This window comes from Rhizobium sp. CF122 (assembly GCF_000282035.1).
Taxonomy (GTDB): Bacteria; Pseudomonadota; Alphaproteobacteria; order Rhizobiales; family Rhizobiaceae; genus Rhizobium.
In genome coordinates this window covers 13248-28699 of record NZ_AKKA01000018.1, presented here as the reverse complement: position 1 = coordinate 28699, position 15452 = coordinate 13248, and the positions used below count along the sequence as shown (strand labels likewise).

The 15452-nt window shown below is 60.0% G+C and carries 16 protein-coding genes; 7 read left to right on the top strand and 9 right to left on the bottom strand.

The annotated features are described in order from the left end of the window. Nucleotides 1-60: 60 nt before the first annotated feature. The 6 genes from PMI09_RS04445 to PMI09_RS04420 form a co-directional block, all read right to left on the bottom strand. The gene (locus tag PMI09_RS04445) at nt 61-1107 is read right to left on the bottom strand and encodes a branched-chain amino acid ABC transporter permease (RefSeq protein WP_007789300.1); all 1047 of its coding nucleotides are present in this window, start codon (nt 1105-1107) and stop codon (nt 61-63) included. Between the two features lie 3 nt (nt 1108-1110). After that, nucleotides 1111-2007 (bottom strand): branched-chain amino acid ABC transporter permease, encoded by an 897-nt coding sequence (locus PMI09_RS04440; protein ID WP_007789297.1) that lies wholly within the window; start codon nt 2005-2007, stop codon nt 1111-1113. Then, entirely contained in the window at nt 2007-2918 is a 912-nt protein-coding gene (locus PMI09_RS04435; RefSeq protein ID WP_007789295.1) for an ABC transporter ATP-binding protein, read from the bottom strand. Before PMI09_RS04435 ends, PMI09_RS04440 begins: the two co-directional genes overlap by 1 nt. A 112-nt stretch (nt 2919-3030) precedes the next feature. Beyond that, entirely contained in the window at nt 3031-4140 is a 1110-nt protein-coding gene (sfnG, locus tag PMI09_RS04430; RefSeq protein ID WP_007789293.1) for a dimethylsulfone monooxygenase SfnG, read from the bottom strand. Nucleotides 4141-4170: 30 nt separating this feature from the next. Continuing rightward, complete coding sequence (gene msuE / locus PMI09_RS04425; RefSeq protein WP_007789291.1) at nt 4171-4755, bottom strand: FMN reductase; 585 nt, start codon at nt 4753-4755, stop codon at nt 4171-4173. A gap of 791 nt (nt 4756-5546) precedes the next feature. Further along, a complete protein-coding gene (locus tag PMI09_RS04420; protein WP_007789288.1) occupies nt 5547-6164 on the bottom strand; it encodes an NADPH-dependent F420 reductase in 618 nt (205 codons plus the stop codon). A 102-nt stretch (nt 6165-6266) separates the two neighbouring features. Here PMI09_RS04420 and PMI09_RS04415 point away from each other — a divergent pair, with 102 nt between their 5' ends. Continuing rightward, on the top strand, nt 6267-7154 hold the full coding sequence (locus PMI09_RS04415; protein WP_007789286.1) for a LysR family transcriptional regulator: 888 nt from the start codon (nt 6267-6269) through the stop codon (nt 7152-7154). Between the two features lie 41 nt (nt 7155-7195). Here PMI09_RS04415 and PMI09_RS04410 read toward each other — a convergent pair whose 3' ends face one another. Further along, entirely contained in the window at nt 7196-7435 is a 240-nt protein-coding gene (locus PMI09_RS04410; RefSeq protein ID WP_007789284.1) for a hypothetical protein, read from the bottom strand. Between the two features lie 373 nt (nt 7436-7808). Here PMI09_RS04410 and PMI09_RS04405 point away from each other — a divergent pair, with 373 nt between their 5' ends. The 6 genes from PMI09_RS04405 (at nt 7809) to PMI09_RS04380 (ending at nt 10988) form a co-directional block, all read left to right on the top strand. Further along, nucleotides 7809-8237, top strand: coding sequence for a hypothetical protein (locus PMI09_RS04405; protein ID WP_007789282.1), 429 nt, complete (start codon nt 7809-7811; stop codon nt 8235-8237). Then, nucleotides 8230-8685 (top strand): MarR family winged helix-turn-helix transcriptional regulator, encoded by a 456-nt coding sequence (locus PMI09_RS04400; RefSeq protein WP_007789280.1) that lies wholly within the window; start codon nt 8230-8232, stop codon nt 8683-8685. Before PMI09_RS04405 ends, PMI09_RS04400 begins: the two co-directional genes overlap by 8 nt. A gap of 243 nt (nt 8686-8928) precedes the next feature. Next, complete coding sequence (locus PMI09_RS04395; RefSeq protein WP_007789279.1) at nt 8929-9348, top strand: EVE domain-containing protein; 420 nt, start codon at nt 8929-8931, stop codon at nt 9346-9348. Between the two features lie 152 nt (nt 9349-9500). Then, on the top strand, nt 9501-9938 hold the full coding sequence (locus PMI09_RS04390; RefSeq protein WP_007789277.1) for a curlin: 438 nt from the start codon (nt 9501-9503) through the stop codon (nt 9936-9938). Between the two features lie 64 nt (nt 9939-10002). After that, a complete protein-coding gene (csgH, locus tag PMI09_RS04385; protein WP_007789275.1) occupies nt 10003-10401 on the top strand; it encodes a curli-like amyloid fiber formation chaperone CsgH in 399 nt (132 codons plus the stop codon). A gap of 173 nt (nt 10402-10574) precedes the next feature. Then, complete coding sequence (locus PMI09_RS04380; protein ID WP_007789273.1) at nt 10575-10988, top strand: hypothetical protein; 414 nt, start codon at nt 10575-10577, stop codon at nt 10986-10988. Between the two features lie 534 nt (nt 10989-11522). Here PMI09_RS04380 and PMI09_RS04375 read toward each other — a convergent pair. Beyond that, the gene (locus PMI09_RS04375) at nt 11523-12032 is read right to left on the bottom strand and encodes a hypothetical protein (RefSeq protein ID WP_443216166.1); all 510 of its coding nucleotides are present in this window, start codon (nt 12030-12032) and stop codon (nt 11523-11525) included. Nucleotides 12033-12286: 254 nt separating this feature from the next. Next, the gene (locus tag PMI09_RS04370; RefSeq protein ID WP_007789269.1) at nt 12287-15439 is read right to left on the bottom strand and encodes an efflux RND transporter permease subunit; all 3153 of its coding nucleotides are present in this window, start codon (nt 15437-15439) and stop codon (nt 12287-12289) included. Nucleotides 15440-15452: the final 13 nt, after the last annotated feature.

The following is a 15452-nucleotide window of genomic DNA, read 5'->3' as shown; positions in this document are numbered from 1 at the left end:
ACTCCCTGTGTTGACCGGCTCTGCCGGCGTCCCAATGCATTTTGAAGATGATGTGGCAGGTCAGCCGACGGGTTCGGGGATGCTGCGCCTGAACCGTCCCGTAAGCCGCCTTCCGAGCGCCGCCAGCCCGTCGGGTTCGAGGATCAGGAAGGCGATGATGAGTGCGCCGATGACGATGCGCTGGCTCATGTCGAGCACGCCGGAATCGAACAGATCGCCCAGGAGGAACGATCCGACCCGCGACAGCACAACCGGAAAGACCACAATCAACGCCGCGCCCAGGAAGGCGCCGCGGATCGTCGCCAGCCCGCCGATGATGATGATGAACAGGATCTGGAACGACCGGTCGAGATTGAAGCCGGCCGGCTCCACGGTGCGCAGATAAGCAAAGGCCCAGAGCACACCGGCGACCCCGATAAAGAAGGAGGAAAGTGCGAAGGCGAGCAGCTTGGTGCGCAGCACCGGCACGCCGATGATCCTGGCCGCCGTCTCATTGTCGCGAATGGCGATGAAGTTGCGGCCGGTCTGCGAGGAGGCGACGCGCCAGGCGAAGAGGGTCAGTACCGTGACGATGATCAGCGAGAAATAGTAGCGTCCAGTCGAACTGTCGAAATCGATACCTGCAATAGTGAGCTTCGGCGCGTCGATCACGCCCGACGGATTGTCGTTGGAGAACCAGCCGAACTTGGTCAGCGCCCATTGCACGAAGAATTGCGCTGCAAGCGTGGAAACCGCGAGATAGAAGCCGCGCAGGCGCAGGCTTGGCAGGCCGAAGACAATGCCGACCGAAGCCGCGATGCCACCGGCGAGCGCGATGGAGACGAGAAGCGGCAGGCCTTCGACACGCAGATTGAAATTGAAAGCGGCGAAGGCGCCGACAGCCATGAAGGCAGCACTGCCGAGCGATACCTGCCCGGCATAGCCGGTGAGCAGGTTGAGGCCGACGCCAGCCAGCGACAGCGCCAGGAACGGCAGCAGCAACGCTTCGATCAGATAGCTCGAGCCGATGAAGGGCACGATGCCGAAGGCGACGACGAGAATGGCAAGTGGCGCGATCCAGCCCGGAAGCTTTGCCGAACCGACGGGTTGGGAGGTGATGGCAGCCATGACTCAGACCCTTTCCACGAGCTTCTGGCCGAATAGGCCGGAGGGGCGGATGAGCAGGAAGACCAGCGCGATCGCATAGGCGAACCAGCCCTCGATGCCGCCGCCGAAATATTCGCCGATATAGACTTCGGCGAGCTTTTCCGAGGCGCCGATCAGCAGGCCGCCGATGATGGCGCCGGCGATCGAATCGAAGCCGCCGAGCACCAGCACCGGCAGGGCCTTCAGCACCACGAGCGACAACGAGAACTGCACGCCGCTGCGCGCACCCCAGAGAAGGCCTGCGACCAGCGCAACGAGGCCCGATGTTGCCCAGACGGTGGCCCAGATGCGCGGTAGGCGAAGCCCGACTGCAAGGGCGGCGAACTGGTCGTCTGCCACGGCGCGGAAGGTCAGGCCGACCCGGGTATAGCGAAAGAAGAGCGTCAGCCCGATGACCATCAAGGCCGCGACGGCGGAGGCGAAGAGATCGAACTTCGAGATGAAGACGCCGTAAAATTCGAAGGGCACGTCCTCGATGCCGAGTTCCAAGGCATGGACCTGTGTGCCCCAGAGAAGCTGGGCAGCACCCTCGATGATGTAGGAAAGCCCGAGCGTTGCCATGAACAGCGTGATCGGCGGCTTGTTGACGAGCGGCCGAAGCACTGCGCGTTCGATGCCGATGCCCAGCAGCACCATAATGGCGAACGTAAGCACAAGCGCGAGATAGAAAGGCACTCCGCGCTCGACCAGCGAAACGAATGTGAGAGCGGCAAACAGGAGAAGCGCCCCTTGCGCGAAATTCAACACGCCCGAGGTCTTGTAGATCAGCACGAAACCGATCGCGACGAGCGAATACATGACGCCAGAAAGCAATCCGCCGGTCAGCACCTCAAGGAAGAAGAGATAGTCGAAGCTTTCCATCACGCGTCCGCCTCTTCCTGGTCCTCGCGGGCAACGCCGAGATAGGCGTCGATGACAGCCTGGTCGGCACGCACTTCGGCCGGCGTGCCGTCGGCGATCTTGCGGCCGTAGTCAAGCACGGCGATCTGGTCGGAAAGCCCCATGACCACGCCGATATCGTGCTCGATCAGGATGATCGTCGTGCCATAATCCTGCCGCGCGGCCCGGACGAAGCCGGCCATTTCCTGCTTTTCGGTGGCGGTCATGCCGGCCATCGGTTCGTCGAGCAGCAGGATCTGCGGATCCGGCGCCAGTGCGCGGGCAAGTTCGACGCGCTTCTGCAGGCCATAGGGCAGCGAGCCGGCAAGCCGATCATGAACGTGGCCGAGATGCAGGAAATCGATGACTTGCCGTGCCCGTTCACGCGCGTCGCGCTCCTCGCGGCGGGCGCGGGGCGAGCCGAGCGCCTGACCGATGAAGGTCGAGCGGCGTTGGAATGTCAGGCCGGTCATGACGTTTTCAAGAACCGTCAGTCCCTTGAACAGGGCAAGGTTCTGGAAGGTACGGGCGATACCGAGCCGCGCGGCTTTTTGCGCCGGCACCTGCATAAAGGTCTTGCCATTGAGGCGGACATGGCCGGCATCCGGCCTATATTGCCCTGAAATCACGTTGATCAACGAACTCTTGCCGGCACCGTTTGGACCGATGATCGCCCGGATCTCTCCCGGCCGGACCGTAAGATCGACATTCGAGATTGCCGTGACGCCGCCGAAGGAGAGCGTGATCCCCTGGAGCCTCAACACCGGCTGACGGGCAAGCGCACTGTTTTCGACGTCCCCAAAGGGACCACTCGATGAACTGGACGCCGGCAGCGGGGAGTATTCCCTCAGCGTGGCGGTCTCATCGGGTGCCGTGTAATGCGCATTCACCATCGTCTGCTCCGTTGTGCGCAGAAATCCTGCGGCGCGGCCTGACGGCCACACGTCACCTACCGGCTCCCCGCGATGGGGAGCCGTTCGCCATTTCAATTTTGAAAGGAAGCCGTTACTCGGCGGCTTCCAGCCGCTGGTCGTCGATCGCTTCCAGTTCGCGGACGATCGGCAGGACGTGCTTGCCGAAATATTCCACCTCCTCCTGGAAATGCAGGAAGCCGAGGAGAATGAGGTCCGCGCCCGCCCGTTTGTGACCGATGATGCGTTCGGCCACCTGCTCCGGCGTGCCGATCAGGTTTGAACGGAAACCGTCATTGTATTGTACCAGATCCTGGAAGGTGGACTTCGCCCAGTTGCCTTCGCGCTCCGGCGAGGCATTGCCGGCGTTCTGGACCTCGTGGTGGAAGCCCTTGACCGCCTCGGGGATCGCCTTGTCGAGAACCTCCTGAAGGACTTCCTGCGCTTCCTTCTCCGAAGAGCGGACAATGCCGAAGGCGTTCATGCCGATCTTCGTGCGCCAGGTTTTGCCGAAAGCCTTTTCCTTGGCGCGGATGTCGTCCACCTGGGCCTTCAAACCTTCCGGCGTATTGCCGTTGGTGAAGTACCAGTCGGATACACGGGCTGCCATGTCACGAGCCGCACGTGAGGAGCCGCCCTGGAACACCTGCGGAATTACGCCGATCGGCTTCGGCTTCATCGAATAATCCGTGAAGCGATAGAAATCGCCGCGCAAGTTATAGACCTCATCCGTCCAGATGCCACGGATCGCACGGATGAACTCCTCGGAGCGGCGATAGCGTTCGTCATGGTCCAGCCAGGGCTCGCCAATGGCGGCGAACTCGCCGCGGAACCAGCCGGAGACGATGTTGACGTCGACGCGGCCGTTGGTGAGGTGGCTGATGGTGGAAATCTGCTTGGCGAGCAGGGCTGGGTTCCATGGCCCCGGCAGGACGGCAGCAATGACGCGGAGCTTTTCGGTGGCAGCAAGAAGCGCGTGGGAGAAGGAAACCGACTCGTGTTGGTTGTCGGCGCCATATCCGGCCGTGAAGCGAATCTGGCTCAAGGCATACTCAAACCCGGACTGTTCGGCGATCTGGGCGAGCTTGCGATTGTAGTCGATGCCCCAATCGGTTCGTTGCTCGACCGAACTGATGACTAGGCCGCCCGACACGTTCGGCACCCAGTAGGCAAATTTCAAGGGTTCTTTCTTCGATTGTGACATCGGTCTCTCTCCGTCCTTTTTCGTGATCTGTTAGGCGCTCAGCCGCGATTGTTCTTCGGCGCGGGCCAAGGCGAGTGCCGTGGCGTGCGGAACGTTCCGTTCCAGGTCGCGCACGGCTGCTCCGATCCGCTTTTGGATGTCTGGACTTGCAACTGCGTATGAGTCGAACTCACTCTCAAGCGCATAGACCGAGGTTGGTAGCGGCAGCGCTTTGAAGAAACTGAACAGGGGCCGCAGCTGATGGTCGATCATCAGACCATGCAACGGCGTTCCGCCCGTTGCGACGAGGATCACGGGCTTGCCGATCAGCGCCTCATAATGAACTAGGTCGAACAGGTGCTTAAGCGCTCCGCTATACGAAGCGCGGTAAACTGGAGAGCCGACGACTAGGACGTCCGCGCTCTCTACCGCGCGGACGATCTCCGCGCCTTCATCATCCAGTTGGTCAGCCCGCAAGGCTCGGAAGAGCGCTGGTGCAGACACAGCCAAATCGATGTGTCGTCCTGGGAGGTCAAGCTCGGACTCGATGCGTCGAAGAACGGACGCAACCAGCGCCGATGTCCGAGATGGCGCCTTTACGTTTCCTGATATTCCGACGATGCGCAGTTCTTGCATGGGATCCTCCAACGCAGAAAATCTATAAATTAACTAGATTATTGGCAATGAGCGTGCCGTCCGATTTGACCCTCGATCGGAATATCAGATTCCAAAGAACACTCATTTTTAGAAATATTTTTATCTGCCTGAACGAGCAGGCGTACGCCTGACACGGCCAACAAGCAGCTCTATCGATGTGCAGTACAAGGATTAATTTAGCTACCGACGCGCTCCTGGCGGAGGCGTTGCAATTGTAGACGTCGCTTCATAGCCCAGCGTCGTTATCCGGGCGCGTGTGGAAGCGGTCGAAGGGCTATCCCCGTAGCAAGCTATGGAAATGCTGCCGAAGTCACTTCACCTTGCAAGTACGAGAGTGAGGCAATCGAACCATGACGATAACGCCGAACACAATGACGACCGTTGCAACGTCGGCGCTGGAGAATTCACTCCAACTGGTCGAGAGGCCAACGGCGGCAAGAGCTGCCTAAAGAATGCCAGAAATGACGCCACAAATCAGTGCACGGTTCCGTGCGCTCCTCTCGTCGGAGCGGCCTGCTCGCGCGAACACAATACTGCACCGGCGGTTGGCAGGACGGTAACCTGCCCTTGGACAATCTCTTCCTCAACGTTTCGACGGTGATGCTAAAGGCGGCATCGCCGCCATTGGCGCAAGGGCAAGCAGAGTCGGCGATCTTTTCATCAATAGCAGCGCAGGCCTCGTCCTGAGGCAGCAGACAGGGCCTCAGAGCACTCCTTCACCGCCCGCAGTGAGCGCGGTGAAGTAGGCCTAGGTCTTGCCAGCCCCTGGCTCAGCCTTGGACGACAGCCCATTTCGGGGCAATGCGCGTACCACGGCCCAAACCGTAACCGAGGCGGATATTGAGCATGCCCAGCGGTTCGAGCAGGCGAGCAGCGTCCAGCGAACCGATCTTCTCGACCGCGAAGCCGGCATCCCTCACCAGCGCCGCGGAGATTTCGACAGCGTCTTCGTCACCAGCCAGAAAAACCGGAATGGTGACGGTCTGATCGGGAGAAGCAGCAAAAAGCTCGGCAAAGATCGTGTTGAAGGCCTTCACGACCTTCGCACCCTTGGCATTGCTCTGGATCTGTTCGGCGGCCGATGTTTCGTTTGCAAAAAGTAAGCCCGAGAAATCAGGCTTCAGAGGATTGGTGATATCGATCAGGATTTTGCCCTCCAACGCTTCCGAACCGGCGAACTCGAGCGCGGAGCCATAGGGCAATGCGAGCACCACGATGTCGGCTTCGGCTACCGCCGTGGCGATCGGGGCACTCGAAGAACCAATCTCCTCTGCGATCGACTTTGCCGCAGCCCCATTGCGCGAGGCGAGGATGAGATCGCGCTTGCCGGCAAGCCGGCGGGCCAAACCCGCGCCCATATTTCCAGTTCCGATGATGGCAGTTTTCATGTGGTCATTTCCTTTGTCAGATTGAATGACCCCGATATAGCCGTCCGCGATCTCATCTTTAATTGCATTGAAGCGTAGTACATAATTGCATAATAGTATCGAATGAACGATCTCACCAATCTGAAGACCTTCGTCGCCGTGGCGACCTCAGGGAGTTTCGCCAAGGCCGCAACCCGGCTCAACCTGTCGCCCGCCATGGTCGGCCGGCGAATTCAGGCCTTGGAGGCAGACTACGGCGTCAAGCTGATCGAGCGTACCACGCGAACGCAGAGACTCACCGAGATCGGCGTCAGCTTTCTTGAGAAAGCAGGCCGGATCATCGATGAGCTGGAGGAGTTGAACGACCTCGCCGGCCCTCAGATCCATGAAATATCCGGCCACTTGCGCATCAGCGGACCGACGACGCTCGGGGTAAAGCGGCTCACATCATCCATCGCCCGCTTTGCCAACCAGCATCCGGCCGTCAGCCTGGAGCTCAACCTTTCGGATCGCAACGTCGATCTGATTTCGGAAGGCTATGATCTCGCAATTCGGGTGGCGCACCTGCGGCCGTCTTCTTTGATCGCAAGAAGGATCGGCACCTATCGCTTCGTCTGCTGCGCCTCGCCCGGCTATCTCGGTAAGAGCGGCGTGCCGACCCATCCCGAACAGTTGGAACAGCATCGCTGCATCCTGAGCCTCAATCTTGTCCCACGCGATCAATGGCATTTCGAAGGTAGGGACGGACAGATGCTGGCGGCAAAGATCAACAGCAATATCGCCATCGACAACGGCGAAGCCATGCGCGTTGCCGCGGTGGAAGACGCTGGCATCATCTACGCACCTGAGGTTCTGGTAGCGGACGACATCACCGCCGGGCGACTGACCGAGGTGCTCGCCAGTTGGGGCAAGCACAGTCTGCCGATCCACGCCGTGCATCCGTCACGGCAATTCGTGCCACGACGGGTCAAGGCAATCGTCCACTGGATCGCCGGGGATCTCCGTCGGTAGAGATCCCCGCCAGGCCAGCTATTGCAGATCGCGCACAGAGGTTACTTCCATTGCGTTCCGTCGTCGGCAGCGCAGCCGCGCTGTGGCAAGGAACCGGTAAAGGTGGTTTCGAGTTTGGCGCATCCCCATGCGTTGATCGGGCTTGGCATATTGTTGTTGAGCATAATGCCGATTTCGTCGTAAGGGCTATCGGTGTTGGTGACATAGCGATACCAGCGGAAACCGGTGAGAACGACCATCGCAAGAGCGATTGTCAGCAGCAGGCGAAGCAACTTTTTCATTGTATTTCCTATAGCATCTCACGAAATGTGATCCCGTAGCCCGACAAATGGTCTCTCTTGCCTTCCTGAAGAGGCGGCGATCAGCTCGCGGCCGACCGCGGGTCTACTGCGAGCGGGCGCCAGAAACAGTGACCGCCATCGACGGTAAGCGTCGCTACCATCGACTGCCGCCCTCAAGTATCCGAAGGCGCTGCCTGGCATCCCATATTCTCGCGAATATGGGCTGTATAAGAGCCCCGGCCCGGTCTCCATAGGCTTCGTCTTCCTCGTTTTTCAAGGTTGGAAATTCGCCGCGACAACCAGCTTGACAGATAGTCTGCGCACAGATAATCTGTGCACAGACTAAATTGAAGAAGCAAACTGGAGCAACATGATGTGGACGAATGAATACACCGCAATTTCTCCCCTCTCCGCGCGACCGATTTGGGAAGCACTCAAGGCGCTACATGAAGGCCGGCTCTCGTATGAGGGGTCAGATATCTTCGTTCTTCATGGACCCTTCGCTAAAGGTACACGCGTTTCAGTGACACCTGCGGGACAGGAAACTTTCGAATCGGTGATCGTCGATCTGGTCGATAACGTGACTTACGCCGACGAAACCTCATTCGGTGATCTTAAGCTCTTGTTCCGCCATACGTTGAAGCCAGTTGCCGGTGGAACCCAAGTCACGCATCGGCTCGAAATCTCAGGACCATCAGCCGGGGATGTAGGGCCTGAACTCGGCCCTCAAATCAGCGGGGATTTTGATACTTCGATGGCACGGCTCTTCGAGTGTGCGAAAGCGTTTGAACGCCATGAATGACGAGCAAAACTTACCAACGCAATTCAAGGAGGCGTCAGAGAGCCCCGGATTGCTCCTCTGGCGAACCACCATGCGATGGCAGCGCTTGATGACAGCGGTGCTGGTACCGCTGGGCCTGACCCATGTTCAATTCGTCCTCCTGGCCTCAGCGATGTGGCTTGGACGCGCCGGCAAGCCGCCCAATCAGGCTCAGCTTGCCGGCCAGGCGGGGACAGACATCAAGATGACGTCCGACGTCCTTGCCCGGCTGGAATCGAAGGGCTTGATTACAAGAGAAGCCGATCCCAGCGACTCCCGCGCGAAAGTGATTAGGGCGACCTCCATCGGCATTGACGTTGCGAAGAAGGCGATCACGGCGGTAGAGGCGGCCGATGCGGCTTTTTTCGCGACCGTTGAGAACGCGGATTTGGTCAAGATATTGCGGCCGCTCGCCGGAGATATCGATTAGGAAAAGGCGCCGCTCCGCAAACGGCGGAGCGTCTCTTTGCACGGCCGACCTTTCGATAAAAGGCGTATCGGTTCTCCTATCCCACTAAGACAGAATAGTACCATGTCAAATAGCATTCTTCCTTGCCTGAGCAACACCGCCGAGGGCGATCAATGGCACGCCGATTGCGGAGCCGCTGGCGCATGGAATCCCGACGGCCGGCATCGCGTGCGGGGTTATCTCGTCTCGGCGGGAGTTTGAGCCATGGCGCTCACGTGGATTGCCGTAGCCTCGGCCGAGCATGTGCGGATCGGTCGTGCGGCGGGCTTCATGCAGGTCTGTCACGGCAAGGGTGGACCGCTACGGCGGACCGCCCCTGGCGACACCGTCATCTACTACTCTCCCTCCGAGACCTTCCGCGGAAAAGACCGCCTGCAGGCCTTCACTGCAATCGGGATCATCACCGACCGCTCACCCTATCAAGCGGAAATGTTTCCCGGCTTCGTACCCTGGCGGCGGGATGTCGACTGGCGACCAACAGCGGAGGTGCCGATCCGTCCGCTCCTCGGTCAGCTGGCGTTCACCCGAAGCGGCAACTGGGGTTATCAATTGCGGTTCGGGCTCTTCCCCATCGAACCAGAGGATTCCGCGCTCATCGCAGCCTCCATGCAGGATGATGGCTGAGGGTGCCGATGGCCGATTAATGGGATCAAGGCCAAAGCGCCGATCTCTGCGAATGAACCCCGACTGAATGGTGCCTTCAGCTTCTGTTCCAAAGGGAGCGTCCAAAAGAAAGTCGTTCAACCGCGGTCTTATCCGCCTGAGGAGACACAGTCATGATCCGCACGTCTTTCATTGCAACCGCACTCGTCGCTCTCGTTGGCCTCACCGCCGCAGCCCCCGCCATGGCCAACGATGTGCGCATCGAACAATATGGCTGGTCGAACTCTGCCGGTGGCGCGCAAGAAGGATACGGAAACCGGATCAGAAGCTATCAGAACGGGGGCTACAACCGGATTATCGGCCATCAATATGGTCGTCATAACCTTTCGGCTGTCGGTCAGGAAGGCAATGACAACTATGGCGCCACCTATCAGAACGGCGTCCGCAACGTCGCCGGCATCGGCCAGTTTGGCTCCAACCACACGACGATCCTTACCCAGGACGGCAATGGCAACATCGCGGCTGGCGTCCAGGTCGGCCATGGCTGCAACGCCAATGTCAGCCAGGGCGGCAACGGCAATGTCGCGGCCTTCGTCCAGGCCTGCCCGTAAGCGGCTCCGCGATGACGTGAAAGAGGTCAAGATCGCAACAGCAGACCACTAGGGGAGACGACCCATGCCATATAGCGTCAAACATCTACGCGGCCTGACGGCCATTCTTGCGCTGGTCCTGCTTCCCGTCGGCGCCATTGCGGCCATGACGACTGCCAACCAATCTGACGAGGCGCAGCTTTGCAAAATCAAAGCAACGCCTGGAGCAGGTATGGTAAGACTGGATGCGCTCGTCCACGCCGACAAGCATGTCGGCGGGACTTACACCTTCCATGTCGAGAAATCAGGAGACGGTGGAAGCTCCACGAGCAGCCAGAGTGGCGATTTCGATGCCATAGCGGGACATGCGGCAATCCTCAGCTCCGTCTCGCTCGACTCCAAAGGAACCGAATACAAAGCCACACTGGATGTCGTGATCGGGGACAAGAGTTTCAGCTGCACGAAGCAGATCGGCGGCAACTAATCGGCCTCCACACTCTGCGAATCCCTTTAAAGGGGCGCCGGTTTCTGGCGCCCTTTTGCGTTCGATCAGGCCGAAACGACTGAACGACAACTGAACGAGCAATTGTGACTGGGTTCAGCTGCAAGATGCGAAAATTGATCATCGGCTAACACAGCTGGCAAATGGAGATCAGGATGAGTCGCAACGTGTTTAAGATCCTTACCGTCACTCTTCTTGCCGGGAGCCTGGGGCAAGTAGCCTTGTCTGTGCCAGCCTATGCCGGCGGCCGGATCTCGTTCAACCTCGCACCGGACAATGCCGAGGATGCGGGTCTTTTCTCAACCGGACTGCGGGTCTATTCGCTCTACCGCGGTCTGAAAGACGCCGACATCCGGCAGCTGGGCCGGGGTAATGCGGCTGGCATCGCTCAGGCTGGCCGTGGCAACCTCGGCTTCATCCAGCAACGGGGCAGTGGTCATTCCGCAACCTTGCGGCAGAATGGCAACAACAATGCCTATGGCATTTTCCAGTATGGGCGAAATACTGATACCGACGTGGTGCAGGATGGGGATAACGGCAGTGGCGCTACCTTCAGCTACGGCTGGTAATACAGTTCACCCCAGTCCCGAAGGCGATGTCACGTTGTTTCATCAACGCCGGTTCGCCGCTTTTCCCGCAGGCGAACGCAATGGCCATCACATACAGAATCGCTCTGACAAGCCGAGAACCACTTCCAGATGCAATAATGCCCGGTCGCCACAGTCAAGTGTTGCCCTGGACGAGGAGAGCCGAGAGGTCAGCCTACCCGTTGGTGACCTCTCAAGCCCTCTCAGGGGACCGAAGGTGCCCCTGCGTGTCCTTTTTTGGCGGAAGGACAGGGCCAACTTAGGCAGAGGCTGCGCACTTGGAAAGTTGGACCAAGGTCCGACCGCAAGGAGGGAGGCTGCGGGAGGGTTTGTCCGCGACATCCCAAAGCCTCCCTCATCCTTCGGGGCAGAAGGACAAGGTCCAGTTAGCGCAGGCGCACCGATTGGGTAGTTGGACTAAGGTCTGACGAATTCACTGGCATTTTGCGAATCAGACCGGCACATCCGGCCCCCCATCACCGCAGGCATGCCGAAGTCCGTGAAAGCAAAAGAGAATCACAGCCCGTGAGCCAAGACCTTTTGGCAAGCCGGGGACAACCGCGCCATGTTTTCCCTAAGGCAGGCGATGCCGCGTCCGCCGCCGAGCGGAACGGCACGGCAGTAAGATCGGAAGTCCGGCCCACAGGCCTCGCGGGCAATGACCATCTCCTCCCGCGGCGAAAGCTGTGGTGCGGCCGTCGCCGCCGGCGCGGCGGCCTTGGGTGTGCCGGCATCCGGCGCCGCCGGCGCGGTCGACGCCCCTGAAGACGATTTCGGGGTGGCAGCGTTGCCGCTTCCGCCAAGTGCGCTGATTGCCTGTTTGCATCCCGACGAGAGCGACGCTTCGTGCTGTTGCAGGCAGGCAAGCGCCTCCTTGCCGCCCGGGGTGACGCCGGAACAATTGGATAGGAAATCGCTGCGGCAGGCGGACTTGATCGCGTTGCGTTGCGCGTCGGTCGGCTGCTGCGCCAAGGCCGCGCCCGCGAACAGGACGATGCCTCCCAGCACGGACAAGCCAAGTCTCATTCTCCACATGCCACGTTTCGCGGATGCGATTTCCAGTGATGACGAGAAATTCTCCATAGTTCCTCTCCCTTCGGAAATCACAGTGTCGACCATGTCGGCATCGTGAGGCTGCACCTAGCCCTCTTCCTCCGAGGGCGCTCCATTCCTTATCCGCAGGGCAGACGATCAAGCGCAACACGCCATGCGTTCCCTAGCCGAGAATAGCAATTCTCAATGCGGTATCCGCTCTGGCCAACAGCGTGTTGTCGCATCACCTACGTCTGCGCGTCGGGCACCGCCACTGGACGGCGCTTCCGGTATTCCTCGAAATGCTGCAGGATCACGTAGAAGGACGGCACCAGCAAAACCGCCAGGCACGTCGATGCGATCATACCGCTAAAGACAGAAATACCGATCGATCGGCGGGCGTTGGCGCCAGCCCCCGTCGCCAGAACCAACGGCAGCACGCCCAGGATAAAGGCGAAAGAGGTCATCAGGATCGGGCGGAAACGCAGTCGCGCCGCAAGCACGGCGGCAGCGGCAATCTCCATGCCCTGCATGCGTTTTTCCCGCGCATACTCAACGATCAAGATGGCGTTCTTCGAGGAAAGCGCGATGAGCAGAATGAGACCGATCTGCGTGTAGAGATTGTTCGCGACCCCGAGCGCCGTCAGTGCGCCGACAGTCCCGAGCAAAGCAAGAGGAACGGCGAGAATAACGGCGAACGGCAAGATCCAGCTTTCGTACTGTCCGGCCAAAACGAAATAGACCAGCAGAATGGCGAGGCCAAAGACGTAGTAGATCTGGCTGCCGACCGCCCTTTCCTGATAGGACAGCGCCGTCCACTCGAAGCCGGCGCCCGGCGGCAACGTCTGATTGGCAATCTGCTCCATGACATCGAGCGCCTGCCCCGAACTGAAGCCGGTGGCAGGCCCGCCGACGATCGTGGCAGTGGGATAGAGATTGTAAAGGCTGATCAGCGTCGGGCCCGGCGTGCTTTTAACGTCGATCACTGTACCAAGCGGGACCATGGTGCCATCGCCAGCCTTGACCTTCAGATTGCGGATGTCATCGGGCCGCACGCGGAAATCTGGGGCCGCCTGCACATAGACCTGGAAGGTGCGGCCGAACTTGTTGAATTGGGTAACATAGCTCGATCCCACGTAACCCGAGAGGGCGGAAAACACCTGCCCAACCGTGACGCCGAGCGTCTCGGCCTTGATGCGGTCGACCGAAACCTCGAGCTGGGGAGCGTCTGCGCGGAACGACGTCTGCAGCCGCTGTAGCGAGGACTGCGAATTCCCGTGTTCGACGATCGTGTCGGCCAGTGTCTGCAGCAGCGGGAAATCGAAGCTACCGTCCTTGAGCAGCACCTGCATGGTAAAACCGCTGGCATTGCCGATACCCTGGATCGCCGGTGGGACCATGACCAACGTATTAGCCTGCATGACACTCTCCAGAGCGCCGTTCAGATGCCGGTATATCGACAGCAGATCCTGGCCTTTTTCCTTTCCGCGCACGTCCCAGTCCTTGAGAACGACATAGGCGACACCGGCATTCGGCAGGCTTGCACTGTTGTCGAGGACCGAAATGCCGCTGATCGTCAGAACCTGGTCGACGCCCGGCGTTGACTCGGCGATCTGGCTGACCTGCTGCATCACGGCATCGGTGCGCTCCTTCGATGCGCCATCAGGCAACTGCGCGTTGATCAGGACGTAGCCTTGATCCTCGATGGGGAGGAAGGCCGTCGGAAGCCGGGTCAGTCCCCAGAAAGCGACACCGATCAGCCCGAGCCCAACGAGGACCGCGATCGCGCTGTTGCGGACGAGGCCGCCAACAAGCCTGGAATAGCCGTTTTCCGCCGCGTCGTAGATTCGATTGAAGCCGCGATAAAAAAAGTTACGCTTTTCGGGTGGCACGGGCGGCCGCAGCCAGAGAGCGCATTGTGTCGGTTTCAATGTGATCGCGTTGATTGCGCTGATCAGCGCGGTCGCGGCGATGACGAGCGCAAATTGCCGGTAGAGCTGTCCGGTTAGCCCCGGCAGGAAGGCAGCCGGAATGAAGACCGCCATGAGAACGAGCGTAATGCCGATGACGGGACCGAGAAGTTCATCCATCGCCTTCTCTGCAGCCTGCTTGCCTGGCATCCCCTCCTCGACGTGACGCGCAACCCCCTCGACGATGACGATCGCGTCATCGACGACGATGCCGATCGCAAGCACGATCGCAAACAGCGTCGACAGATTGACGGTGAAACCGAGGGCTGCCATCGCGGCAAACGCCCCGATGATCGTCACCGGAACGGTTGTCGCCGGCACGAGCATAGCCCGCCAATTCTGCAGGAAGAGCAGGATCACGATCAGGACCAGGACACCGGCCTCGATCAGCGTCACGTAAACCTCGCGGATCGAGGCCCGGACGAATTTCGTCGTGTCGAACGGCATGCTGTATTCAAGGCCGGGCGGAAAGCTCTTTGAAAGCTCCGCCATCTTCGCCCTGACGGATTCGGCTACCGCGATGGCATTCGCTTCCGGCAACTGGAAAATGCCGATACCGGTCGCCGGTCGCCGGTTCTGCAGGAAGGACTGGCTATAGGTCTGCGCCCCGAGCTCGACACGACCGATGTCGCGGACACGCGTGATCCGGCCGCCGCCTGTGGAATCGACCTTGACGATGATGTCTTCGAAGTCAGGGGCGTCGTTCAGCCGACCGCTGACGTTCAGCGTATACTGGAAGTCCTGCCCGTTGGGCACCGGCGGCAACCCCACCTGCCCTGCCGTGACCTCCTGGCTCTGCTGCTGCACCGTGTTGATGATATCCTGCGGCGTCAGCCCGCGGGCCTGCAGGAGATTCGGATCCATCCAGATCCGCATGGCATACTGGCCAGCGCCAAAGACGCTGACATTGCCGACGCCGGGGAGCCGGGCGAGTTCGTTCTGCAGGTTGATGACCGCGTAGTTCGATAGAAAGAGGCTGTCGTAACGGCTGTCCGGCGAGGTCAGGCTGACGAAACCGAGGATCGATGTCGACTTCTTCTGCGTCGTCACGCCCTGCACCTGCACCGCCTGCGGCAATGATGGCATCGCGATCGCAACGCGGTTCTGGACCAGGACCTGCGCCTGATCGGGGTCCGTACCGATGGCAAAGGTCACCGTCAGCGAGTAGGTGCCGTCGCTAGCGCTCGTTGACTGCATGTAGAGCATGTTTTCGACGCCGTTGACCTGCAGTTCGATTGGCAACGCAACGGTATCGACGAGGGTCTTGGCGCTCGCGCCCGGATAGCGCGTCGTCACCTGTACGGTGGGCGGAACCACGTTGGGATATTGAGCGACTGGCAGCTGCAGAAGCGCCACCGCGCCGATCAGGACAATGACCAGCGCGAGAACATTGGAGAGCACCGGCCGCTCAATGAAGAAGCGCGAGATCATCTGCTTCGCCTCC

Coding starts and splice junctions, on each gene's coding strand:
- PMI09_RS04400 (WP_007789280.1), top strand. CDS start 8,230: ATGAATGACGAGCAAAACTTACCAACGCAATTCAAGGAGGCGTCAGAG.
- msuE (WP_007789291.1), bottom strand. CDS start 4,755: ATGCAAGAACTGCGCATCGTCGGAATATCAGGAAACGTAAAGGCGCCA.
- PMI09_RS04435 (WP_007789295.1), bottom strand. CDS start 2,918: ATGGTGAATGCGCATTACACGGCACCCGATGAGACCGCCACGCTGAGG.
- PMI09_RS04415 (WP_007789286.1), top strand. CDS start 6,267: ATGAACGATCTCACCAATCTGAAGACCTTCGTCGCCGTGGCGACCTCA.
- PMI09_RS04390 (WP_007789277.1), top strand. CDS start 9,501: ATGATCCGCACGTCTTTCATTGCAACCGCACTCGTCGCTCTCGTTGGC.
- PMI09_RS04375 (WP_443216166.1), bottom strand. CDS start 12,032: ATGAGACTTGGCTTGTCCGTGCTGGGAGGCATCGTCCTGTTCGCGGGC.
- PMI09_RS04410 (WP_007789284.1), bottom strand. CDS start 7,435: ATGAAAAAGTTGCTTCGCCTGCTGCTGACAATCGCTCTTGCGATGGTC.
- PMI09_RS04445 (WP_007789300.1), bottom strand. CDS start 1,107: ATGGCTGCCATCACCTCCCAACCCGTCGGTTCGGCAAAGCTTCCGGGC.
- PMI09_RS04395 (WP_007789279.1), top strand. CDS start 8,929: ATGGCGCTCACGTGGATTGCCGTAGCCTCGGCCGAGCATGTGCGGATC.
- PMI09_RS04370 (WP_007789269.1), bottom strand. CDS start 15,439: ATGATCTCGCGCTTCTTCATTGAGCGGCCGGTGCTCTCCAATGTTCTC.
- PMI09_RS04380 (WP_007789273.1), top strand. CDS start 10,575: ATGAGTCGCAACGTGTTTAAGATCCTTACCGTCACTCTTCTTGCCGGG.
- PMI09_RS04440 (WP_007789297.1), bottom strand. CDS start 2,007: ATGGAAAGCTTCGACTATCTCTTCTTCCTTGAGGTGCTGACCGGCGGA.
- PMI09_RS04405 (WP_007789282.1), top strand. CDS start 7,809: ATGTGGACGAATGAATACACCGCAATTTCTCCCCTCTCCGCGCGACCG.
- sfnG (WP_007789293.1), bottom strand. CDS start 4,140: ATGTCACAATCGAAGAAAGAACCCTTGAAATTTGCCTACTGGGTGCCG.
- csgH (WP_007789275.1), top strand. CDS start 10,003: ATGCCATATAGCGTCAAACATCTACGCGGCCTGACGGCCATTCTTGCG.
- PMI09_RS04420 (WP_007789288.1), bottom strand. CDS start 6,164: ATGAAAACTGCCATCATCGGAACTGGAAATATGGGCGCGGGTTTGGCC.